This is a genomic window from Mesorhizobium sp. RCAM 06353 (assembly GCF_059683585.1).
The window spans coordinates 6,198,640-6,221,733 of record NZ_CM185031.1; the positions used below are offsets into that span (position 1 = coordinate 6,198,640).

The 23,094-nt window shown below is 63.0% G+C and carries 17 protein-coding genes and 1 pseudogene; 7 read left to right on the plus strand and 11 right to left on the minus strand.

Annotated features, from left to right (window positions below; genetic code table 11):
• Positions 1-38: 38 nt before the first annotated feature.
• From AC56QX_RS30145 to AC56QX_RS30165, 5 genes are all read right to left on the minus strand, one after another.
• Positions 39-1,394, minus strand: coding sequence for an LLM class flavin-dependent oxidoreductase (locus AC56QX_RS30145; RefSeq protein ID WP_497112176.1), 1,356 nt, complete (start codon positions 1,392-1,394; stop codon positions 39-41).
• A gap of 186 nt (positions 1,395-1,580) precedes the next feature.
• Complete coding sequence (locus AC56QX_RS30150) at positions 1,581-4,721, minus strand: efflux RND transporter permease subunit (RefSeq protein ID WP_497112177.1); 3,141 nt, start codon at positions 4,719-4,721, stop codon at positions 1,581-1,583.
• A 243-nt stretch (positions 4,722-4,964) separates the two neighbouring features.
• The gene (locus AC56QX_RS30155; RefSeq protein ID WP_497112178.1) at positions 4,965-6,107 is read right to left on the minus strand and encodes an efflux RND transporter periplasmic adaptor subunit; all 1,143 of its coding nucleotides are present in this window, start codon (positions 6,105-6,107) and stop codon (positions 4,965-4,967) included.
• A 48-nt stretch (positions 6,108-6,155) separates the two neighbouring features.
• Positions 6,156-6,761: a TetR/AcrR family transcriptional regulator gene (locus AC56QX_RS30160; RefSeq protein WP_497112180.1), complete on the minus strand. Its 606-nt coding sequence runs from the start codon at positions 6,759-6,761 to the stop codon at positions 6,156-6,158.
• A gap of 434 nt (positions 6,762-7,195) precedes the next feature.
• A complete protein-coding gene (locus AC56QX_RS30165; protein ID WP_497112182.1) occupies positions 7,196-8,836 on the minus strand; it encodes an acyl-CoA synthetase in 1,641 nt (546 codons plus the stop codon).
• A gap of 201 nt (positions 8,837-9,037) precedes the next feature.
• Between AC56QX_RS30165 and AC56QX_RS30170 the strand changes: the two genes are divergently transcribed.
• The 4 genes from AC56QX_RS30170 (at position 9,038) to AC56QX_RS30185 (ending at position 12,903) form a co-directional block, all read left to right on the plus strand.
• Positions 9,038-10,003 (plus strand): sugar-binding transcriptional regulator, encoded by a 966-nt coding sequence (locus AC56QX_RS30170; protein ID WP_497112183.1) that lies wholly within the window; start codon positions 9,038-9,040, stop codon positions 10,001-10,003.
• An 86-nt stretch (positions 10,004-10,089) separates the two neighbouring features.
• Positions 10,090-12,144 (plus strand): bifunctional aldolase/short-chain dehydrogenase, encoded by a 2,055-nt coding sequence (locus AC56QX_RS30175; protein WP_497112184.1) that lies wholly within the window; start codon positions 10,090-10,092, stop codon positions 12,142-12,144.
• A 119-nt stretch (positions 12,145-12,263) separates the two neighbouring features.
• Positions 12,264-12,524 (plus strand): ribbon-helix-helix domain-containing protein, encoded by a 261-nt coding sequence (locus AC56QX_RS30180; protein ID WP_425284665.1) that lies wholly within the window; start codon positions 12,264-12,266, stop codon positions 12,522-12,524.
• The gene (locus AC56QX_RS30185) at positions 12,517-12,903 is read left to right on the plus strand and encodes a type II toxin-antitoxin system RelE/ParE family toxin (RefSeq protein WP_497112185.1); all 387 of its coding nucleotides are present in this window, start codon (positions 12,517-12,519) and stop codon (positions 12,901-12,903) included. The genes AC56QX_RS30180 and AC56QX_RS30185 overlap by 8 nt, the downstream gene beginning before the upstream one ends.
• Here the strand turns inward: AC56QX_RS30185 and AC56QX_RS30190 are convergent.
• The 3 genes from AC56QX_RS30190 to AC56QX_RS30200 form a co-directional block, all read right to left on the minus strand.
• A complete protein-coding gene (locus AC56QX_RS30190; RefSeq protein ID WP_497112186.1) occupies positions 12,809-13,861 on the minus strand; it encodes a substrate-binding domain-containing protein in 1,053 nt (350 codons plus the stop codon). The two genes, AC56QX_RS30185 and AC56QX_RS30190, sit on opposite strands and share 95 nt — an antisense overlap.
• 49 nt (positions 13,862-13,910) lie before the next feature.
• Positions 13,911-14,906, minus strand: coding sequence for an ABC transporter permease (locus tag AC56QX_RS30195; protein WP_095198815.1), 996 nt, complete (start codon positions 14,904-14,906; stop codon positions 13,911-13,913).
• A gap of 81 nt (positions 14,907-14,987) precedes the next feature.
• Entirely contained in the window at positions 14,988-16,499 is a 1,512-nt protein-coding gene (locus AC56QX_RS30200) for a sugar ABC transporter ATP-binding protein (RefSeq protein WP_497112189.1), read from the minus strand.
• 136 nt (positions 16,500-16,635) lie between these two features.
• Between AC56QX_RS30200 and mtnK the strand changes: the two genes are divergently transcribed.
• Both mtnK and mtnA read left to right on the plus strand, forming a co-directional pair.
• Entirely contained in the window at positions 16,636-17,910 is a 1,275-nt protein-coding gene (mtnK, locus tag AC56QX_RS30205; RefSeq protein WP_497112191.1) for an S-methyl-5-thioribose kinase, read from the plus strand.
• Positions 17,907-19,001 (plus strand): S-methyl-5-thioribose-1-phosphate isomerase, encoded by a 1,095-nt coding sequence (mtnA, locus tag AC56QX_RS30210; protein WP_497112192.1) that lies wholly within the window; start codon positions 17,907-17,909, stop codon positions 18,999-19,001. The genes mtnK and mtnA overlap by 4 nt, the downstream gene beginning before the upstream one ends.
• 37 nt (positions 19,002-19,038) lie before the next feature.
• Here mtnA and AC56QX_RS30215 read toward each other — a convergent pair whose 3' ends face one another.
• The 3 genes from AC56QX_RS30215 to nanR form a co-directional block, all read right to left on the minus strand.
• Entirely contained in the window at positions 19,039-19,893 is an 855-nt protein-coding gene (locus tag AC56QX_RS30215) for a sugar phosphate isomerase/epimerase family protein (protein ID WP_497112194.1), read from the minus strand.
• A 6-nt stretch (positions 19,894-19,899) separates the two neighbouring features.
• Positions 19,900-20,745 (minus strand): phosphogluconate dehydrogenase C-terminal domain-containing protein, encoded by an 846-nt coding sequence (locus AC56QX_RS30220; RefSeq protein ID WP_497112195.1) that lies wholly within the window; start codon positions 20,743-20,745, stop codon positions 19,900-19,902.
• A 200-nt stretch (positions 20,746-20,945) separates the two neighbouring features.
• Entirely contained in the window at positions 20,946-21,659 is a 714-nt protein-coding gene (nanR, locus tag AC56QX_RS30225; protein WP_027041306.1) for a transcriptional regulator NanR, read from the minus strand.
• A gap of 362 nt (positions 21,660-22,021) precedes the next feature.
• On the opposite strand from nanR, the pseudogene AC56QX_RS30230 reads away from it, so the two are divergent.
• A pseudogene (locus AC56QX_RS30230) lies at positions 22,022-23,045 on the plus strand (ABC transporter substrate-binding protein).
• Positions 23,046-23,094 lie beyond the last annotated feature (49 nt).

Sequence of the window (23,094 nt, forward strand, 5' to 3'; positions counted from 1 at the left end):
GCGCGCCTCGGCGCGCCCATTTGTTTTCACGGTGAGCCTCAGCCGGCCTTGCGGATCGTCTCTTTCGTATCGTCGAAGAACCGGTTGGGTGGCCGCTTCAGGCCGAGGTTCTCGCGCAAGGTCGTTCCCTCATACTCGCGCCTGAAGAGCCCTCGCCGCTGCAGTTCAGGCACCACCTTCTCGACGAAATCATCGAGCCCGGCGGGCAGATAGGGGAACATGATGTTGAAGCCGTCGGATCCCTCGGTGACCAGCCATTCCTCCATCTCGTCGGCAATGGTTTGCGGCGTGCCGACGAAAGCCAGGCCGGAATAGCCGCCCAGCCGCTGGGCAAGCTGGCGCACCGTCAGGTTTTCGTTCCGCGCCAGCTCGATGACGCGCTCGCGGCTGCTCTTCGAGGCGTTGGTTTCCGGTATGTCCGGCAAAGCGGCGTCGGGATCAAAGGCCGACGCGTCATGTCCAAGCGCGATCGAGAGCGAGGCAATGCCGCTCTCGTAGTAGACCAGGCTGTCGAGCTTCGCCCGCTTGGCCCGCGCTTCCTCGACGCTGTCGCCGACGATGACGAAAGCGCCGGGCAGGATCTTGATGTCATCGCGCGAGCGGCCGAGTTTCTGGGCTCGGCCCTTGACGTCGGCAAAGAAGCGCTGCCCGGCGGCGAGATCACCGTGGGCGGCGAAAATCACCTCGGCCGTCTCGGCGGCCAGCTGCCGCCCGGCTTCCGAGGCACCGGCCTGGACGATGACCGGCCAGCCCTGCACCGGTCGCGCGATGTTGAGCGGGCCGCGCACGGAGAGGTGCTCGCCCTTGTGATCCAGCACATGCAGTTTGGCGGGGTCGAAATAGAGCCCGCTTTCAGCGTCGCGGATGAAGGCATCGTCAGCAAAACTGTCCCAAAGGCCGGTGACGACATCGTAGAACTCCCGCGCCCGGTGATAGCGCTCGTCATGCTCGACATGCTCGTCCAGCCCGAAATTGAGCGCCGCATCGGGATTGGACGTGGTGACGATGTTCCAGCCGGCGCGGCCGCCGCTGATATGGTCGAGCGAAGCGAAGCGGCGGGCTATGTGATAGGGCGCGTCGAAGGTCGTCGATGCGGTGGCGACCAAGCCGATATGGTCGGTAACGGCGGCAAGCGCCGACAGCAGCGTGAACGGCTCGAACGAGGTCACCGTGTGGCTGCGCCGCAGCGCCTCGATCGGCATGTTGAGCACGGCCAGATGATCGGCCATAAAGAAGGCGTCGAACTTCGCCGCCTCCAGCGTCTGCGCAAAGCGCTTCAGATGCGCGAAGTTGAAGTTGGCGTCGGGATAGGCGCCAGGATAGCGCCAGGCGCCGGTGTGCAGGCTGACAGGGCGCATGAAGGCGCCGAGCCGCAATTGCCGTTTTTCTGCCATGGGAAGACACCCTGATGAGGACGAGCGTTGCCGCTCCATGTAGCGCAGGATGGGACCGCTTTGCGGTCCTGGGAAGGAATTCTGTTTTGCAGAATCCGCTCCGGGGAGCATTTTCATCGGCGTGACGGACCAACCGTCACGCGACATCATCCCATCACAGACGGCGGATGATGCGATGGAACCGCTCTATTCCGCGGCCAAGGCCAGTTGCGGCCGCTCGGCGTGCAGCTCCGGCTCGGGCGCCTGCTCACTATTCACCACCTTCTTCGGCTCACGGCCGAAGAACAGGGCGTAGCCTGCCGGCAGCACGAGAATGGTCAGCACGGTGGCAACAACGATGCCGCCCATCATGGCGTAGGCGAGCGGCCCCCAGAACACAGCGCGCGAAATCGGGATCAGCGCCAGCACAGCCGTCATCGCCGTCAGCACGATCGGCCGGAAACGGCGGACAGCCGAGCCGATGATGGCCTCCGAGCGATCCATGCCTCTGGCGATGTCCTGGTCGATCTGGTCGACCAGGATGATCGAGTTGCGCATGATGATGCCGAGCAGCGCGATGACGCCGAGGATGGCGACGAAGCCGAACGGCGCGCCGCTGATCAGCAATGCCGCGGCAGCGCCGATGATGCCGAGCGGACCGGTGGCCAGCACCAGCATCGCCTTGCCGAAGTTCTGCAGCTGGATCATCAGGAGCACGACGATGATGGCCAGCATGATCGGTGCCTTGGCGGCGATGGACGCCTGGCTTTCGGCCGAATCCTCGGCACCGCCCTGGATCTCGATCTTGTAGCCGGGCGCCAGGCCGTCGCGCAGGCCCTGCATGTCCTTGTACATCTTGGTGACGACGTCGTTGGACTGCACACCGTCAGGCAGCGTGGCGCGCACGCTGATGGTCGGCAAGCGGTCTCGGCGCCATTCGATGCCTTGATCGAGCACCGGCACCACCTTGGCCACCTGCGACAGCGGCACGAAGCCACCGAAATCGGTCGGGATATAGACCGAGTCGACCGAGGACAGCAGGCTGCGGCTGGCATCCGGCTCACGAGCGACGATCGACACCGTCTCCTCGCCGTCGCGGAAGTCGTCGAGCGGCGCACCGGACATCGATGCCTGCAGCATCTGGCGGATGCGCTGCGAGGTGACGCCGAGCGCGCGGGCACGGTCCTGGTCGATGACCAGCTTCATTGCCGGCACGGGTTCGAGCCAATCGTCATGGACCGCGCCCAGCAGCGGATCCTCACGGAACTTCGCCTTCACCTGATCGGCGATGCGGCGCACCTCCTGGCGATCCGGACCCATGACGCGCATCTGCACCGGCCAGCCGGTCGGCGGGCCGAGGAACAGGCGGTCGACCTTGCCGCGGATCGAGGGGAAGTCTTCGGCCAGAACCGTGCGCAACTTGACGATCAGCCGCTCGCGCGCCGGCTCGTCATTGGCCATCACCAGCATCTGGGCGAAGTTCGGATTGGCGAGTTGCTGGTCGAGCGGCAGGAAGAAGCGCGGCGCGCCTTCGCCGATATAGGTGGCGATGAAGCGCTTGTCCTTGTCGTCCATCATCTTGGCTTCAAGCGCCTTGGCCTGCGTCTCGACCTCCTTGATGCTGGTGCCTTCCGGCAGCCAGAGGTCGACCAGGATTTCCGGCCGCGACGATTGCGGGAAGAAGTTCTGCGGAATGAACTGGAACGCCCACAGGCTGGTACCGAAGGTCACCAGCGTCATCGCCAGAACGATGATGCGATGGCGCACCGCCCAGCCGACGGTCGAACGAAGTCGGCGGTAAAAGCGCGTGTCGAAGGCGTCATGATGGCTGCCGGCGTGCTTGCGCTGCTTGAGGATCATGTAGCCGAGCCATGGCGTGAAATAGACCGCGACGAACCATGACACGATCAGCGCGATGCCGACGACATAGAACAGCGTGCGCACATATTCGCCGGCCGTCGAGGCAGCGAAGCCGACCGGGATGAAGCCGGCGGTGGTGATCAGCGTGCCGGTCAGCATCGGGAAGGCGGTCGAGGAATAGGCGAAGCTCGCGGCCTCGATCTTGACCAGCCCCTCCTCCAGCTTGCGCTCCATCATCTCGACGACGATCATGGCGTCGTCGACAAGCAGGCCGAGCGCGATGATCAGGGCGCCCAGCGAAATGCGCTGCAGGTCGATGCCGAGCTCGTACATGATGGCGAAGGTGGCGGCCAAAACCAGCGGAATGGCGATGGCGATGACCAGGCCCGAACGCCAGCCGATCGACAGGAAAGAGACGACAAGCACGATCAGCAGCGCTTCGCCGAGCGCGTGCATGAATTCGGCGACAGCATCCGTCACGACGCCCGGCTGGTCAGAAATCTGGTCGACCGACACGCCATAAGGCAGCGCCTCCTCGAAGCGCTTGTAGGTTGCCTCGACATCCTTGCCGACGTCGGTGACCTTGAAGCCCTTGGCCATGACGACGCCGAGCTGCACGCTGTCATGACCGTTGAAACGGTATTTGCGCTGGAAGGGATCTTCGAGCCCCGAGGTCACGGTGGCGATGTCGCCAAGCCGGGTGACCTGGCCGCCGGCGCGCAGACGCAATTCCCTGATATCGGCCGCCTTGGTGACGTCGCCTTCGACGGAGATGCGCACCGAATTCATACCGGTGTCGACGGACCCGGCCGGATCGACATTGTTCTGGCCCTTGATCGCGTTCTGCAAGTCGGTCAGCGTTAGGCCGCGCTCGGCCAGCGCCTTGGATGAAACGTCGATGTAGAGCTTTTCCGGCTGATCGCCGATGATGACGGCCTTCTCGACGCCGGGCGTCGTCAACAGCATGTCGCGCGCCTGGATGGCGAATTTCTTCAGCTCGGGATAGGAGAAACCGTCACCGCTGATCGAATGCAGCGTGATGAAGGTGTCGCCGAACTCGTCGTTGAAATAGGGGCCCAGCAGGCCTTGCGGCAGGTCACCTGAGATGTCGCCGACCTTCTTGCGCACCTGATAGAAGGCGTCCGTCACCTCGGCGGCGTTGGTGTCGCCCTTGATCTGCACGGTGATGATGGCACTGCCGGCGCGGGTGAAGGAGCGCACGAAGTCGAGATGCGGCGTTTCCTGCAGCTTGCGCTCGATCTTGTTGACGACCTGGTCTTCCATCTCCTTGATCGAGGAACCCGGCCAGATCGCCTGCACGACCATGACCCGGAAGGTGAAGTCGGGGTCTTCCTTCTGGCCCATGCGCATCAGGCCGAGCGCACCGGCGATGATGATCAGCCCGAACAGGAACCGCGCGATGGAGGGGTGGCCGATCGCCCAACGCGACAGATTGAAAGGCCGCTTTTCTTCAGTGGAGGTCGTCATCGGTGCTGGTCCACTTTGCTTGGTTGCCGGCGCCTGGTGCTTCGAAGAAGCGCGGCGCGCGAAACAAAATCATCTGCCTTCGATCAGGCTTCCGGGCGGCGAGGCTTTCCAAGTGGAGAGACACTCATCGCGGTGGGACGCTAGGATCGATGCGGGGGGACATCGGCCTTGACGTCTCGACCTTCGGGCGCACGCCGCCCGGAAACCTGCGGCCGCGGGAACGCGCGGCCAACCTGTCTGTCGTCAGCGCAGCTGGCTGGCGTCTTCGCCCTCGGCGGAGGCGGATTGCTGCGCCACGCCGCCGGCGAGCTTCACCTTGAGATTCTCGGTCATGAACTGTGTGCCGGCGGCGACCACGATGTCGCCGGGCTTCAATCCTTCAGTGACACGCACGCCATCGGCAGCGAACTCGGCGACCTTGACCGGGCGGGCATGAACGGTGTCGGCGCCACGATCGACGGTCCAGACGATCGACTGGCTGTCTTTCTCGGCCAACGCGCTCAGCGGGATCGATACGAGCTGCTTTTCATTGGCCGCCGAAGCCTCGATATTGGCGGTCATGCCGAGCAGCACGCGCGGATCGTTGGGCAGGCTGACGCGGACGGCGAAGGTGCGCGACTGCGTATCGGCGCTGCCGGCGACTTCGCGGACCTTGCCGTCGAGCGTCAGCGTGTTGTCGGACCAGAAGCCGGCCTTGACTGACTTGCCTGGCTTGAATTCGGCGATTTCCATTTCCGGGACCGCGATCAGCACTTCCTTTTCACCATCGACCGCGACAGTGACCACAGGCGTGCCGGAGCCAACCACCTGGCCGACATCGGCGTTGACAGCGGTGACGATGCCGTCCTTGTCAGCCTTGAGGTCGGTATAGCCAACCTGGTTCTTCGCCTGGTCAAGCGACGAGCGGGCGGAGTCGCGCGTGGCGACCGCCTGGTCATAGGTCAGCGTTGCCTGTTCGAGCTGCGATTTTGGTGAAAAATTCTTGGCGAAAAGCTGCTCGGCGCGCTTGCGGGCAAGCTCTGTCGTCTCGACCTGCCGTTCGGCGGCATCGAGCGTAGCCTGGGCACTCTTGACCGAGAGGTCATAGTCGGTGGGATCGATGCGGGCGAGCACATCGCCCAGCGCCACATGCTGGCCGATGTCGACCAGACGCTCGGTGATCTTGCCATTGACCCGGAAAGCCAGGGCGCTTTCGGTGCGGGCTCGCACCGAACCGGAATAGGAAAGCATGCGGGTGTCATGCGCCTGGGCGATCTCGACGACCTTGACCGGGCGGATGATGTCCTTGACCTCGGCCTTCTCCTGGCTACAGCCGGCCAGAGCGAGCGCCCCGACGATCAAGCCCGCGACCGGCAACCGGCTGATGATGGAATTGGACAAAGACATCGTGGTACTCCCGACTGGAGGCGGACTGGCAACACCGGCGAGCGGCGGCTATTTCAAGGCTCTGATGGCGTAGTCGATAAGTTCGTCGGGCATTGCCCGGTTGGTCTTGGCAAGGCACTGTGCCACCATCTGCGGGTGACAGAGGATGACGGTGGCGGCGCCGAAGCAGCGCGAGGCAGCTTCGGGATCCTGCTGCCTGAACTCGCCGGTCTCGACACCGTCGCGGATCACCTCGGCGAACAGGTCGTGGATGCTGTTGACGTGCGCGTCGATGACGGCCCAGTCGCGCTCGAGCGCGACGATGACCATCTCATGCACCTTCTGCTCGTCGAGCATCGTCTCGAGCGTCATCTTGTACTGGGCGTGAATGTAGCGACGAAGCCGCTCCTCGGCACCGACCGGCAGGTGCATGATCTCGTAGGCCATCTTGTAGCTGGCGCCGAGCATGCGGCCGCAAACGGCCTGGTGGATTTCGACCTTGGAGGCGAAGAAGCGGTAGATGTTGGCCGGCGACATGCCGAGTTCGCGGGCAATGTCGGCGACATTGGTCTTGCCGTAGCCATAGTGCCGGAACAGGCGCTCGGCGCAGTCGAGAATGCGCGTCACATTCTCCTGCCTGGCGGCATCAGCGACTATGTTGGCGGCTTCGGACATGGCTCTTTCGTTTGACAAGTGACGAATTTCAATTTTCGTCAGTCGTAAATTGAAGGGAGCGGGATGTCAACGCGAAATCGACGTACGTGTACAAGATAGTGACAGATGGTGACAGTGAGCGGGTATGACAACCGGCGCTCGCGATTGGCGGCGCACGTCTCATGAGTTCGTCATCCTAGGGCGAAGCAAGGAGCGAAGCGACGCGGCGCAGACCCTAGGATCCATGCCGCGACGTCTGCCGAAGAACGAGGCGGATCAAAGAGTTACGCCGATCAGCGCCGGCAGCTTGCGGAGAGCCGTTGGAGCACAGCGGCCAGGTCACGGCATGGATCCTAGGGTTTCCGCGACGTCGCTTCGCGACTGCTCCACCCTAGGATGACGAAGTCGTCCAGGTCTGCGGCAAATTGTCGGGGCCTGCAAGAATGACGGTGCGCTCACGCCACCTTGGCCATTTCCCGCAGCCGGTATTTTTGGATCTTGCCCGTCGAGGTCTTCGGTATCTCTGCGAAAATCACCGCTTTCGGCACTTTGAAACGGGCAAGCAGCGCGCGGCAGTGCTCGATGATCTCGACCTCGGTCGCGGCCTTGCCGGGCTTTAGCTCGACATAGGCAACCGGCACCTCGCCCCATTTGTCGTCCGCGCGGGCAACCACACCGCATGACGCCACAGCCGGGTGCTTGTAGAGCGCATCCTCGACCTCGATCGACGAAATGTTCTCGCCGCCGGAGATGATGATGTCCTTGGAGCGGTCCTTGAGCTGGATATAACCGTCGGGATGCATGACGCCGAGATCGCCGGAATGGAACCAGCCGCCGGCGAAGGCTTCGTCGCTTGCCTTGCGGTTCTTGAGATAGCCCTTCATGACGATGTTGCCGCGGAACATGACCTCGCCGATCGTCTCGCCGTCGGCCGGCGTTGTCTGCATCGTCTCGGGGTCCATGATGGTCAACCCTTCGAGCGCGGCATAGCGCACGCCCTGACGTGCCTTCTTGGCGCTGCGCTCGCCCTTTGCGAGACCGTCCCATTCGCTGTGCCATTCGTTGACCACCGCCGGACCATAGGTCTCGGTCAGGCCGTAGAGATGGGTGACGGCAAAGCCGGCATCGGCCATGCCCGACAGCACGGCTTCCGGCGGCGGTGCGGCCGCGGTGTTGAAGGTCACGGTCTGGGCGAACGTTCGCTTGTCCTCGTCCTTCGCGTTGATCAGCACCGACATCACGACCGGTGCGCCGCACAGATGGGTGACGCCATGATCGGCGATCGCATCATAGATGGGCTTTGGCCGCACCCAGCGCAGGCAGACATGGGTGCCGGCCTGGACGGCGAGCGTCCAGGGGAAGCACCAGCCATTGCAATGGAACATCGGCAGCGTCCAGAGATAGACAGCGTGTTTGGCCATGCCGGCATGGATGGTGTTGGTGTAGGCCATCAGGGCGGCACCGCGATGGTGATAGACGACGCCCTTCGGATTGCCTGTGGTGCCGGAGGTGTAATTAAGCGAGATGGCGTCCCATTCGTCGTCCGGCATCGACCAGGCGAAATCCTCGTCGCCGCTGGCGACAAAATCCTCATAGTCCGCTGTGCCGATCCGCTCACCCTTTAGATAGGGCGCGTCGGCGGCGTAGTCGGGATCGTCATAGTCGATGACCAGCGGCTTGACCTTGGCCAGATCGAGCGCTTGCCGGACAACGCCTGAGAATTCGCGGTCGACGATGAGTACCTTGGTTTCGGCGTGGTCGAGCTGGAAGGCGATGACCGCGGCATCGAGGCGGGTGTTGAGCGAGTGCAGCACCGCCTTGGTCATTGGCACCCCGAAATGCGCCTCCAGCATCGGCGGCGTGTTGGACAGCATGACGGTGACCGTGTCGCCCTTGCCGATGCCGCGCTTCTGCAGCGCCGAGGCAAACTTCAACGAGCGGCGCCAGAAATCGCGATAGGAGATGCGCTGACGGCCGTGGATGATCGCGATGTGGTCAGGATAGGTCCTTGCCGCGCGCTCCAGATAGGTGAGCGGCGTCAGCGGCTGGTGGTTGGCCGCGTTCCTGTCGAGATCCTGTTCGTAAGGATTGCCCATCCCGTTCTCCCCAAAGTCCTTTTCGACTTTCTAACCTTAGGACTCTCGTCAGGCCATCCCCCTGAATGGCCGAAAATGCTATGCTATGCTGGCTTTGCAGAATGGCGATCCCGGATGCGCCTTGCTGAGGGGCGATCGCGTCCCCGCATGCCAATTTGACTTTTGTCGAGAGCCGTGACTAATGTCAGCCGAGGAGACGGCATGGCGATCCGACCGGCAGAACAGCTCATACACAAAGCCGCCTGGCTCTATTATGCGCATGGCCTGCGGCAGGACCAGGTTGCAAGCCAGCTTAACATTTCCCGTGCCTCGGTGGCCATGTATCTGCGCAAGGCGCGCGAGACCGGCATCGTCAACATCTCGACCTCGACGCAGCTGTTCACCGACGACGTGATGGCGCGCAAGCTCGAGGACGCGCTGGGCCTCGACGCGGTCTGGATCGCACCGGAGAACGGCCATATCCCCGACCCATCGACGGACATTGCCGTGCTGGCGGCAAGCGTCTTTCTCGAACTGGTCAAGAAGGGCGACCGCATCGGCGTCGCCTGGGGCCGCACCGTCTACACGATCGCCGACATCATGTCCTATGCCGATCTGCAGGATGTCACGGTGGTGCAGCTCTGCGGCAATCTCGGCGCGCCCTATTCCTACCGGCCCGACCAATGCACGATGGAAATCGCGCGCCGTCTCAACGCCAAGGGCCTCAATTTCTACGCGCCACTGGTGCTGTCGACGGAAGAGCTGGCGCGCGCGCTGCGGGCCGAGCCTGTGATCCGCGAGCAGCTGTCGGGGGTCAAGGACTGCGACCTGGCGCTCTACTCGGTTGGCGCGGTCGACGCCGACAGCCATCTGGTCAAATGCGGCGCGCTGACATCAGATGAGATGGCGGAGCTGCGCAGCCGTGGTGCCGCAGGCGTCATTGCCGGGCAAATCATCGACGCCGAAGGCACGGTGCTCGACTGCAGCTACAACCGCCGGGTGATCTCCGCCGAGCTTGCCTCGCTGCGTGCCATCGCCAGGCGGCTGATGGTGGTGCAGGAGGACAGCAAGTTCGAACCGCTGCTGGCGGCGATCGCCGGCGGGCTTTGCACGCATCTGGTGGTCGGGGCGCATATGGCGCAACGGCTGCTCGATCATGCCGGAGCGGCGCCACAAAAAGCATCCTGAAAAACAACCCTTCGCCGGCGCATTGTCATCAAGGCGTCGCGGCATTCCTGTTTCACCACCCAAGACAACAACTGGACGAAGCGAACATGAAGAATTTGTGGAACGACGACGCGGCCGAGAAACTCGTTGCCGACTATGCGAAGAAGGGCGTTGGCCGCGATCTCGCGCTGCGCGTCTACACGACGCGGCTGCTGGGTGGCGTGCCGCAACTGGTCCTGCATGGCGGCGGCAACACCTCCTGCAAGATCAAGGCGACCGATCTCGTCGGCGACGAATGGGACGTGCTGTGCGTCAAGGGCAGCGGCTGGGACATGGCCGTTATTGAGCCGCAGGGCCTGCCAGCGGTCAAGATGGGCGCCCTGCTCAAGGCGCGCGCGCTGGACAAGCTGGCCGACGAGGACATGGTGGCGCTGCAGCGGGCGAACCTCATCGACCCCTCATCGCCCAATCCTTCGGTGGAAACGCTGCTGCACGCCTTCCTGCCGCACAAATTCGTCGACCACACCCATTCGACCGCCATCCTGGCCATCGTCGACCAGGAAGACTCGAAGCCGCTGGTGAAAACGGTGTTCGGCAGCAAGATGGGCTACGTGCCCTACATCATGCCCGGCTTCGACCTCGCCAAGGCATCAGCCGACGTCTTTGATGCCGACCCTACGGTCGAGGGCCTGATCCTCGACAAGCACGGCATCTTCACCTTCGGCGACGATGCCAAACAGGCCTACGACCGGATGATCCACTATGTGAACGTCGCCGAGGAGTATGTCGCCAAGAACGCCAAGCCAAAGGCTGCCAAGGCGGCGTTGCCGGCAAAGCTTTCAACGCCGGCTTCCATCGCTCCGATGCTGCGCGGTGCCGTCGCGGTGGCACGTGGCGAAGGCCGTTTCGACCGCATGATCTCCGATTTCCGCACCTCGGATGCAATTGTCGACTTCATCAGCTCGGCAGAGATTGCCGACTATGCCGGACGCGGCGTGTCGACGCCGGATCTTTCGATCCGCATCAAGACCGGGCCGATGGCGGTGCCGGCGCCCGATGCCGACAAGGCCGGCGACTACAAGGCCGTCATCAAGAGCCATGTCGAAGCCTTCGCCCGGGACTATCGTGCCTATTTCGAGACCAACGATGCCCTCGACGACGTCAAGCGCACCATGCTCGACCCGATGCCGCGGCTGACGCTGGTGCCGGGGCTCGGCATGTTCGGCCATGGCCGCACGCTGAAGGATGCCAGGATCGCGTCGGATGTCGGCGAGATGTGGATCGAGGCGGTGCGCGGCGCGGAAGCCGTCGGCCGGTTCCATCCGCTGTCCAAAGCCGACCTCTTCCCGCTCGAATACTGGTCGCTGGAGCAGGCCAAGCTTGCCTCCAACAAACCGAAGCCGCTGACCGGCCAGGTGGTGCTGATCACAGGCGGCGCCGGCGCGATTGGTGCTGCAACCGCGAAGTTGTTCGCAGACAATGGCGCCCATGCGGTCGTCGTCGATCTCGACGCCGAAAAGGCGGCTGACGCCGCCAAGAAAGCCGGCAACAATTCGATCGGCGTCGGCGCCGACATCACCGACCCGGCCCAGGTACGCGCCGCCTTCGACAAAGCGGTCGCCGTGTTCGGCGGCGTCGACATTCTCGTCTCCAATGCGGGTGCAGCCTGGGAAGGCCGTATCGGCGAGCTCGACGATGCGCTGCTGCGCAAGAGTTTCGAGCTCAACTTCTTCGCTCACCAGTCGGTGGCGCAGAACGCCGTGCGCATCATGCTGGAACAGGGCACCGGCGGCGTGCTTTTGTTCAACACCTCCAAGCAGGCCGTCAATCCGGGTCCGAAATTCGGCGCCTATGGCGTGCCGAAGGCGGCGACGTTGTTCCTGTCCAGGCAATATGCGCTCGACTATGGCGCCCATGGCATCCGCTCGAACGCCGTCAACGCCGACCGCATACGCTCGGGCATTTTGACCGATGCCATGATCGCCAGCCGCTCCGGCGCGCGCGGCGTGTCGGAGAAGGAATACATGTCCGGCAATCTGCTTGGCCAAGAAGTGACGGCACAGGACGTGGCACAAGCCTTCCTGCATCACGCGCTGGCTGAACGGACCACCGCCGACGTGACGACGGTCGACGGCGGCAACATCGCGGCAGCGCTGCGGTAGGGAAAACCTTGTGATCCCCTGCCACAAGGCAGGGGATCAAGACATGAGACACCGGAATCCTAACAAATATTGTTAGTTCTTGTGAGTCATGATACAGGATCGGCATGAAAGCTGAACCGATGCGCACCCTCACCATCTCCCTCACCGCGAAGCAGAGTGCGCGCCTGCAAAGCGCCATCGAAGGTGGTGGCTATGCCTCCAACAGCGAGATTGTCCGCGACGCTTTGCGCCTGTGGGAGCAGCGCGAGGAATTGCGTGCCCTGGAGCTCGAGCACCTGAAACGCGCCTATGCCGACGGCATGGCCAGCGGCAAGCCGGTGGAAATCGACCCCGCCGAGTTTCTACGCAATCTGAAAGCAGAACGCCGCGCTCGTGGCTAGATATCGGCTCACACCGCGCGCCTCGCAGGATTTGCGGGACATCTGGCACACGATAGCAATCGACAATGAAAAGGCAGCGGACAGGCTGCTGATGCGCATTTTTGAAAAGCTGGACCTGGCGGCACAGCACCCCAAGATGGGCACGGTCCGGCCCGAATTGAGCGCGACAGCCCGCGTGCTCATCGAAGGCCGCTACATCGTCATCTACGAACCGCAACCGAGAGCCTACCTCCATATTAAAAGGGCGGCTCGTGGCCGCCCTTTCGGTTCTATCGGACCCACACTTACTTCGCGTTCGGGTTCGGCATCCAGGCAGGCATGGCGACATCCGCATGGGCGAACTGCGGCAACTTCGCCGATAGGTCTTCCATGTTCTTGATGTCCTTGTCGATCAACTCTTTCTGGGTGATCAGCGTCGGTGGCACGATGACGTTGTGGCCGGGATCTTCACCGGCCAGCAGCTGCGCCAGCGCGCGCACCGAGACCTGGCCGACGACGGCCGGGTTGGTGGCGGCGGTCGCCGCCCAGGCGCTGTCTGGCTCGCGCATCGCCGCGATGTCGGAAGTCGAGATATCGGCCGAATAGATCTTGATGCCCTTGTTCAGGCCGGCCTCGTCGACGGCGATCTTCACGCCCTTGGCGAATTCGTCATAGGGGGCGAACATCACCTTGATATCGGGATGCGCCGACAGCACCGAACGCGCCTGGTTGGCGACGGAGTTGGCTATCGGGTTATCGAGCGTGCCGAACATCGCGACTTCCTTGATGCCCGCGTACTTCTTCTTGACGTCGACCCAGGTCTCGTTGCGGCGGTCGAGCGGCGCAATGCCGGCGACATAGACATAGCCGGCGTTCCAGCTCTCGCCATTGTCCTTGACCGCCTGCTCGAGCGCAAGGCGGGCCAGGTCTTTGTCCGACTGTTCGACCTGCGGGATCTTGGGGTTTTCGACATTGACGTCGAAGGCCACCACCTTGATGCCGGCATCGACCGCGCGCTGGGCGGCGTCCTTCATCGATTCCGTCAGGCCGTGCTGGATAATGATGCCCTGCACGCCAAGCGCGATGGCCTGGTCGACCATGTCGGACTGGAGCGCCGCGTCCTGGCGGCTGTCGAGCACGCGCAGGTCGATGCCGAGCGCCTTCGACTGCGCCTCGACGCCCGAGAGATAGGCCTGGAAGAAGTCGCCAGTCGAGAGATAGCGCACCAGCGCGATCTTGACGCCGGGCTTGTCGAACGGCGCCGGCTTGTCGGCGGCCAGCGCCGGGAACTGCATCAGCATGGTTGCGCCGGCCAGTCCGAGCGCCACCTTCCCCAGAAGTCTTCTTGTGATGTTCACCTTGTTTCCTCCACTTGTGTTGAACTCGAAAATCCTGTCCCGGTCGAAACTATCCCCTGCCCCGACCCGAAAGGGCAAAGGTGAAGACAAGGGCGACGACCAGAACCACGCCCTTGACGAAATCCTGCGTGTAGTAAGGCGCGTTCATCATCGTCAGGCCTTGCAGCAGGATGCCGACGAACAGCGCACCGATGGCGGTGCCGAAGGCGTTCGGCTTGGCGGCACCCAGCACCGCGTAGCCGATCAGCGCCGCGGCGACCGCATCGAGCAGCAGATTGTTGCCCGAGGCGATGTCGCCACGGCCAAGCCGGGCGGCGAGCAAAATGCCGCCGATCGAGGCAAAGACGCCTGAAATGACGTAGGCCCAGATCTTGTATGCCTTGACCGGCGCACCGGCGAGTTCGGCAGCGCGCTCATTGGAGCCGACGGCATACATCATGCGGCCGAAGCGGGTGTATTCGAGGAAGAACCAGATCAGCACGGCGAGCACCAGCAGCACGACGACCGATACCGGAATGAGGTTCGGGATGAAGAAGTCGAAGCGGTGGCGGCCAAGCGCCAGGAAGGCATCGCCAAACTTGCCATTGGCGACCGAACCGTCGGGCATGGTCATGCCGGTGGCGATCGAGCGGCCTTCGGTCGGGATGCGCTGCAGGCCGACGAGCAGGAACATCATGCCGAGGGTCGCCAGCAAATCCGGCACGCGCATATAGACGATCAGCCAGCCATTGATCAGGCCGACAATGGCACCGATGAGCAGGCAGACCACGACCGCGACGACGGCGTTCTGCTCCAGCACCACCATGACATAGGCAGCCGCCATCATGGCCGAGGTAGCGACCGAGCCGATCGACAGGTCGAAGCCGCCAACGACCAGCGTGGCGGTGACGCCGAGCGCCAGCACGCCGGTGATGGCGACAGACTGGAAGATGAAGACGGCACTTTGCGGCGAGACAAACCCATCGGCGGCGATCGCGAAATAGGCGACCAGCCCGAACAACAGGACAATGAACCCATAGCGGATGGCGTAGTCGCGCAGCGTCATTCAGCGCACCCGCGCGACGCGACCATTCTTACCCAACTCAAACCCATAGTCTCTCCATTCCAATTCTACCCGCCGCCACGCTCAGGCGGCGCTGTGCAGCGGCCCGCCGGCGACCTCGGCCAGCAGGCGATCGAGATCGACTTCGGCATTGCGGTGTTCACCGACGATTGTGTGTTCCGACATCACCAGGATGCGGTCGGCCGTCTCCAGCGCCTCGTCGAGTTCGGTGACGAACAAAAGCGTCGCGCGGCCATGGGCGCACGCCCTCAGCTTGGCAGTGATGTCGCGCCTGGCCGAGATGTCGACACCTTGAAACGGCTCGTCGAGGATGAACAGCGCGGCATCCTGCGCCATCCAGCGGGCGACCATCACCTTCTGCTGGTTGCCGCCGGACAATGCCGACATCTCGTCCTTCTCGGAGCGGCAGACGATGCTGAGTTCCTCGATCTGCCGGCGCGCGGTGGCGCGTTCGAGCCGGCGCTTGAGCACGCTCAGATTCGACATCCGCTTCAGGAACGGCAGGCTGACATTGCGCTCGATGTTGAAGCCGCCGACGATGCCGCTTGTGGCACGGTCCTTGGCGACGAGGAACACGCCGGCGGCGATCGCATCGCCTGCCGAGCGCGGCGCATAGGGCTTGCCGTTCATCATCATGGTGCCGGCGAGCGGCTTGCGCACACCGAACAGCGTTTCGGCAAGTGCCGTCTTGCCGACACCGACGAGGCCGGTGATGGCGACGACCTCGCCATCACCAAGCGTCAGCGAGATCGGCTTGGCACCCTGCGCGATACGCAGACCTTCGACGGTCAGGACCGGTTTGACTGAGTCCCTGGCAACGATCTGGTCAAGATGGATCTTGCGGCCGAGCATGGCGTTGACCGCGCCTTCATAGTCGAGCGGCTTGGTATCGAAGACGCCCGAAATGACGCCGTCACGCATCGAGACGATGCGGTCGGCAAGCCGCCTGATGTCGGACATGCGATGCGAGATGTAGAGGATCGCCACGTTTTGCTCGCGCAGCCTGTCGATCAGCGCGAACAGCCGGTCGGCCTCGGCGCTGGAGAGCGAGGAGGTCGGCTCGTCGAGGATCAGCACCTTCGGCTGATGCGCCAGGGCACGCGCGATCGCCACCATCTGGCGATCGGCCAGCGAAAGGTCACTGACGCGGGCCTTGAGATCGATGGCCAGACCCATGCGGTCGGCGACCGCCTTGGCCTCGCGGCGAACGCGGGCGGGATTGAACAGGGTCGGCACGCCTCGGCCGCTCAGCCTGTCGAGCGTGAGGTTGGTCGCGACATCGAGGTCGGCAACCACACCGTCATTGATGTTCTGGTGCACGGTGACGACACCGGCACGGATCGCTTCCGCCGGCGTGTTCGGCGCGAAGTCCTGCTCGGCAAGCGTCATAGTGCCGCCGCCACGCTCGTAGACGCCGCTGATGATCTTGACGAGGGTGGATTTGCCGGCGCCATTGGCGCCCATCAGCACGGTGACTTCGCCGGAATGCAGCTCAAGCGAGATGCCGCCAAGCACCTCGTTGCGGCCAAAGGATTTCCTCAGTCCCTCTACGCGGAACACGGCATTGCCGACCATGCGCTCCTCCCTGACCACGACGCTATGGTCAATATCGGCAATTGTCAACACGATTGACAATTGCCAAATCGCTTCCTAGCTTGGCCGCGCCGCCATGCCTCCGTTATGTTCGGAGCGCATATGCGGGAGGATGACGATGACGCAGAAATTGCCGTTCGAAGCACTGTCGGTCGAGACGCTTGCAACGCGCCTTGGCGCCAACGAGGCGCTATGCGCCAAGATCGGCAAGGACACAGCACAATGGAAGGTCCGTGAGGTCGGCGACGGTAATCTCAACCTGGTGTTCATCGTCGAGGGCGCCAGCGGTGCCGCGGTGGTCAAGCAGGCCCTGCCCTATGTCCGCCTGGTCGGCGACAGCTGGCCACTGCCGCTGAAGCGCTCCTTCTTCGAATATCACGCTCTGACCCGCCAGGAGGCCCGTGCGCCGGGCTCGGTGCCGGCGATCTACTATTTCGATGAAGGCCAGGCGCTGATCATCATGGAGTATCTGGCGCCGCCGCACATCATCCTCAGGCGCGCCCTGATCGACGGACGCCAGCTTCCGAACATCGCCAGGGATATCGGCCTGTTCATGGCCCGTACGTTGTTTCGCGGTTCCGACCTGTCGATGGTGACCAGGGACCGCAAGGCCGATCTGGCGCTGTTCGCCGACAATGTCGACCTCTGCGACATCACCGAGAACCTGGTGTTTTCCGATCCCTATTTCGACGCCAAGATGAACCGGCATACGTCGCCGCAACTCGACGGGCTCGTCGCCCAACTGCGTGCCGATCGCGACCTCAAGGTCGAGGCGCAGCGGCTGAAGCATATTTTCGCCGCCAATGCCGAGACGCTGCTGCATGGCGATTTGCATTCGGGCTCGATCATGGTCACCGACCAGGAGACCCGGATGATCGATCCGGAGTTCGCCTTCTACGGCCCGATGGCGTTCGATGTCGGCATGCTGCTCGCCAATTTCTGGATGTCGTTCTTCTCGCAGCGCGGGCATGAGCAGAAGGGCAAGCGCGATGCCATGCGTTCCTATCTGCTCGGAGTCACCGCGGAGACATGGGCGGTGTTCCGTACCGAGTTCTCGCGTCTGTGGCGCAGCGAGCGCACCGGCATGCTCTATCAAAAAAGCCTGTTCGAGGATCAGGGCGACAGGCTGGGCGCGGAACAGGCGCTCGATCATGTGCTGCACCAGATCTGGACCGATCTGCTCGGCTTTGCCGGTATCGAGGTGCACCGGCGCATCCTCGGCCTCGCCCACAATGCCGATTTCGAGACCATCGCCGACGAGGACCTGCGCGCCTCGTGCGAGGCGAAGGCGCTCAAATTCGGCCGTCACATCGCCGTCAACCGGCGCCAGATACACAGCATCGACGAGGTCAACACCCTGGCCACGCTGATCGAACAGGAGAACAGCATTTGAACGTCGGCGACCGCCACTATCGCACCATCTGGCTGAGCGACGACGGGCGTTCGGTTGACATCATCGACCAGCGCTGGCTGCCGCATGATTTCCGCGTCGAGACCATCGGCACCGTCACCGGCATCGCCATCGCGATCCGCGACATGTGGGTGCGCGGCGCGCCGCTGATCGGCGTCACCGCCGCCTACGGCGTGGCCATGCAGATGGCGGATGATCCGTCCGACGAAGCGCTCGATGCCGTGTGGGAGACGCTGCACGAGACGCGTCCGACCGCGATCAATCTGCGCTGGGCGCTGGACGAAATGCGGCGCTTCCTGCGCCCGCTGCCGACAGAACAACGCGCCGCGGCCGCCTACCGGCGCGCCGGTGAGATCGCCGACGAGGATGTCGGGCTGAACCGCGCCATCGGCGAGAACGGTCTTGCCATCATCAAGGCGATCGCCGCCCGCAAGCAGCCGGGCGAGACGGTCAATATTCTCACGCACTGCAACGCCGGCTGGCTGGCGACCGTCGATTACGGCACCGCCACCGCGCCGATCTATCTGGCGACCGAAGCCGGTATCCCGGTCCACGTCTATGTCGACGAGACGCGGCCACGCAACCAGGGCGCCCAGCTGACAGCCTGGGAGATGGCCGGCCATGGCGTGCCGCACACGCTGATCGTCGACAATGCCGGCGGTCACCTTATGCAGCGCGGCGCAATCGACATGGTCATCGTCGGCACCGACCGCACCACCGCCGACGGCGATGTCTGCAACAAGATCGGCACCTATCTCAAGGCGCTCGCCGCCGCCGACAATGACGTGCCGTTCTATGTCGCGCTGCCCTCGCCGACCATCGACTGGACGGTGCATGACGGGCTCGAGGAAATCCCGATCGAGCAGCGTTCGGCCGATGAAGTCTCACTGGTCTGGGGCAAAACCGCCAGTGGCGAGATCGCCCAGGTGCGCATCTCACCCGAAGCGACGCCGGCTGCGAACCCGGCCTTCGACGTGACCCCGGCGCGGCTGGTGACCGGCCTGATCACCGAACGCGGCATCGCCAAGGCTTCGCGCGAGGGCCTGAAGGCGATGTTCCCCGAACGCGGATAGGCGTTTATACGCCGGGCTCGCAGGGCCAATTCGGAGTTCAGAAAGCGCTGCCCGTTGCGGTCTCCAGCGAGTTGACGAAATGCAACGAGCGCTGCAGGGCGCGACGAATGGTTGCGATATCGACAGGTGTGTTTCGCCGTTGGGGATCGCGGCGCTGCGGGCGCTCCAGTCGCAACGGCAGTTCGATGCTGACCGGCAGCGTTGGCGGAAGGACTGCCCAATAGGCTTCGTAGTCGATCGAGCCGTCACCGACGGCGCAGAATGCCCACCCTGCGTCGGTGCTGATGACATCCTTCAGATGAGCATGACCAACCGCATCGAGGGCCGCCGCGATATCCTGCGCCGGCTGTGTTGCCTCGCCGCTATAGGTGAAGACATTTCCGGCGTCGTGGTTCAGACAGACATGCCGCGATCCGATGTCGCGGATGAAGCTCGCCCCCAATCGAGCGTTGCCAAGCAAATCGCCTTTGCCTTGCCCGGGGTTCTCGAGCGCGAGCACGATGCCGGCCTGTTCCAGCCTCGGCAGGACAGCATCGATCTTTCCGCGGATGTCAGCCCGATTTGTCATCGGGCCGGCATTGGTGATCAGGAATTTAGCGCCAAGCCCGGCTGCAAAGGTCAGTCGTCGCGATAAGGCATCCAGCGCATCCGGGCCTGACAGGTCGAGATGACCCGATACGGCATTGATCCCAAGCCCGGCATTGTCTGCTGTCTGACGCAGCTTCGAAGCCTTGCTGTCGGCAAACATGCTTTCATCGAAATCGACATAGCCGCGAATGAAGGCGGGTTCGACATAGCCGCCGCCAGCCGCCGATATCTCCTCGATGGCCAGTTCCATGGAATAGCCGTCGAAGAGCGCGGTCGATACCGATATGATCCGTGGCGACGACAACGGCGCTCAGGCTCCCTTGCCGTAGACGATCAGTTCGGACGCTTCCTTCACCTTGGCCGGCGACAAGGCCTCGCGCCAATCGTCGCGGACGACGACGCCCTTGGCGAATCGCATCAGGCGCAGCGCTGCGTCGGACGGCACTTTCGGGGAGAAGCCGAACCACATGGCGATCTCGACATTGAGGTGGCCAATCAGAAAGTCGAGCGCGGCCTTTCTGGGAATGCCGTATTTGCGTTCGCATTCCTCGACAGCCTCGACCATGGTGTCGACGAAGGGCATGGCAACCATCTCGGACAGGCCCGGCTCAAGGATCGCCAGCTGTTCGACCGTGACGCGGTGGCTGTCGATGATCGGTGACCACATCGCCTTGCACACCTCTTCACCAAGCGCGTAATGCTCTTCCGGGCCCTGCATCAGAGCACAGACGATCGACTGCACGGCGATGCCACCATGATAATCGCGGCGGGCCGCCCATTCCGTCTCGTCGCCGAACAAAGGCGGATGGCAGGGGTGGCCGACAAAATAGGTCAGATCGGGCCGATCCTTGGGCAGATCGCCGGCATAGGGTGCGGCGGCATCGAGGATGAGAAGCATTGTGTCCTTGGCGAGCATCGGCGAGATCTGCCGTGCGATCTGGCCGATGATATTGTCCGGCAAGGCCATGACCACGACCCTGGCGCCGGGCACGCCCTCTTCCATGGAGACGGCGCTGATGCCGGCCTCCGACAGCCGCTTGCGGCCGGCCTCGCCGACTTCCACGGCACGGACATCGTAGCCCGCTTCGATCAGCTTGCGCGCCACGCGGAAGCCCATCTTGCCGCCTGCTCCCAGCAACGCCACGGATATTGTCATTCGTATCTCTCCCAATTGCCTTGATTGTGCGCCTGTGGCGCCGATTCAGTCGAACCCCGCGGCGCGGCCCCGGAGACCCGGCCGGTCAATGCAGCGTCCACGCTGGACGGACATTCAATGGACACGAGCGTTAGCACCAAAAAGATATCATGTCATCACATGAGTTTTGGCACTCAAAATTTTTTGAGTGATCAGAACACTCAGCCGGCTTCGCCGCCGATCAGTTTCGAATAGAGCTCATTAGCGCGGCCGATGTGTTCGGCCATGGCAAGGCTCGCGCCTTCCGGATCCCCGCTGGCGATCGCCTTGTAGATGCGCTCGTGCTCCTCGACCGTCAGGCGTTCGGCACCTTTGACCGCCACAAGGTCGCGCTTGAAGCGGGACAGCCATTCGAGCATTCCCTTCGCAACCGCCGCTATCATCGAATTGCCGCTCATCTCGGCAATGACCGCGTGGAATTCCATGTCGGCGGCCACAAAGCGCGCCTGGTCACCCCGGGCATCCCGCAGCTGGCGCAAGGTCTCGGCAAGTCGTTCCAGGCTCTTGGCGGTGGCGCGCCGCGTGGCTATCCGCACCAGACCGGTTTCCAGCAAGAGCCTGACTTCCTTCAGTTCTTCGAGGCCACGGGAGTTTGTCGCCAGCATCATGACCATCGCTGCGGAAACCTGATCGACGATCACCTCGGGCGTCGGATTGATAACGCGCGCACGCTCTCCATGGGAAATCTTGATAAGCCCCATCTGCTGCAGCGTCAGCATGGCTTCACGGATCGACGGCCGTCCCACGCCGATCATCGTCATCAGTTCCTTTTCCGACGGCAACTGAGAGCCAGGCGGAAACTCGGACGTCGAGATCGCCGCCATCAGCCGGTCCAGCACTTCCACATACAGCTTCTTCTTCTGGACCGGTTCCATCCATCCCTCCGCTATTCACTCTTTGGCATTATCGACCTCAAGTCGCAGCGACAGGCAAGGCCCCATGGCTAATTGACATTACATATATGATGACATAATTTCTGCCTGTGGTCGATGCTGGTTGGCTACGCGACCGGCAAACGGGTTTACCGGCGCGAACCGGCCCGACTGGCCAAAGGCAAGAAAGACGAAACGATCGGCCGCGTTTCGCTCTCGTCAATGCATCAACAGTTCTGGGTACCGGCTTGCCTATTTGGTATGCTGGTATAACATGTAGATGGTATGGTGTCTTTCGCGGGACGCCATTACGGGTTGGCATGCAAGCCGACCATGCAGGTCGGTGTTTTTTGGGAGGAAGTATCATGAAGTTTGCAATCGTGGCGGCGCTTGCCAGCGCCGCGCTGGGGAGTGTGTTTGTGCTGCCGGCAGCAGCGTCATCGGATGCACCGGTGATCGCGCTGACCAACGCCTATTACGGCAACACCTGGCGGCACCAGATGGTCGAGGCCTTCGAAGCCTCGGCCAAGGAAGCAAAAGCAGCTGGGCAGATCTCCGACTACATCGTCATGAACGGCGATGGCTCGGTGGCACAGCAGAACAGCCAGATCGCCGAGCTGATCCTCAAGAAGGTCGATGTGCTCGCCGTCGACGCCGCCTCGGAAACCGCGGTCAACGGCATTATCGAAAAAGCCTGCAAGGCCGGCATTATCGTCGTCTCCTTCGATTCGGTCGCGTCAGCGCCTTGCAACTACCAGCTCAATTTCGATTTCAAGGGCTACAAGGCGACCCAGGCCGAGGCCGTCTTCAAGATGCTCGGCGGCAAGGGCAATGTCATCCAGGTGCGCGGCGTCAAGGGCTCTGCCCCGGACAACGACATGTTCAACGCGCAGCAGTCGGTGCTGGCGAAGTATCCCGACATCAAGGTTGTCGCCACCGTCTATGGCCAGGGCGACGGCCTCGGTGGCGCAGGCAGCCATCGCCAATGTCCTGCCCTCGCTGCCGCATGTCGATGCGGTGCTCGGCCAAGGTGGCAGCGACGATGTCGGCATCGCCCAGGCCTTTGTCCAGTATGGCGGCGACTATGCCGGCAAGATGCCGATCATCGAGGGCGGCGGCGGCACCGATTTCGTCAAATGGTGGGCCGACGAAAACGCCAAGAATGGCTACCAGACGGTGTCGATGAACACGACGCCGGGCATTGGCGGCGCTGCTTTCTGGCTCGGCCTGTCCCTACTCAAGGGCGCCAAGGCACCCAAGATGATGATCATGCCTGTGGCAACCGTCGATGCCAGCAACCTCAAGGAATACGCCAAGCTGCCGGGCGGCCAGATCATCAGCCCGAGCTATTCGCTTGATTGGGTCAAGCAGAACCTGCTGAGCAAGTAACGCGACCAGCACAATGGATCGGACGCCGGATGGCGCCCGATCCTTGGCC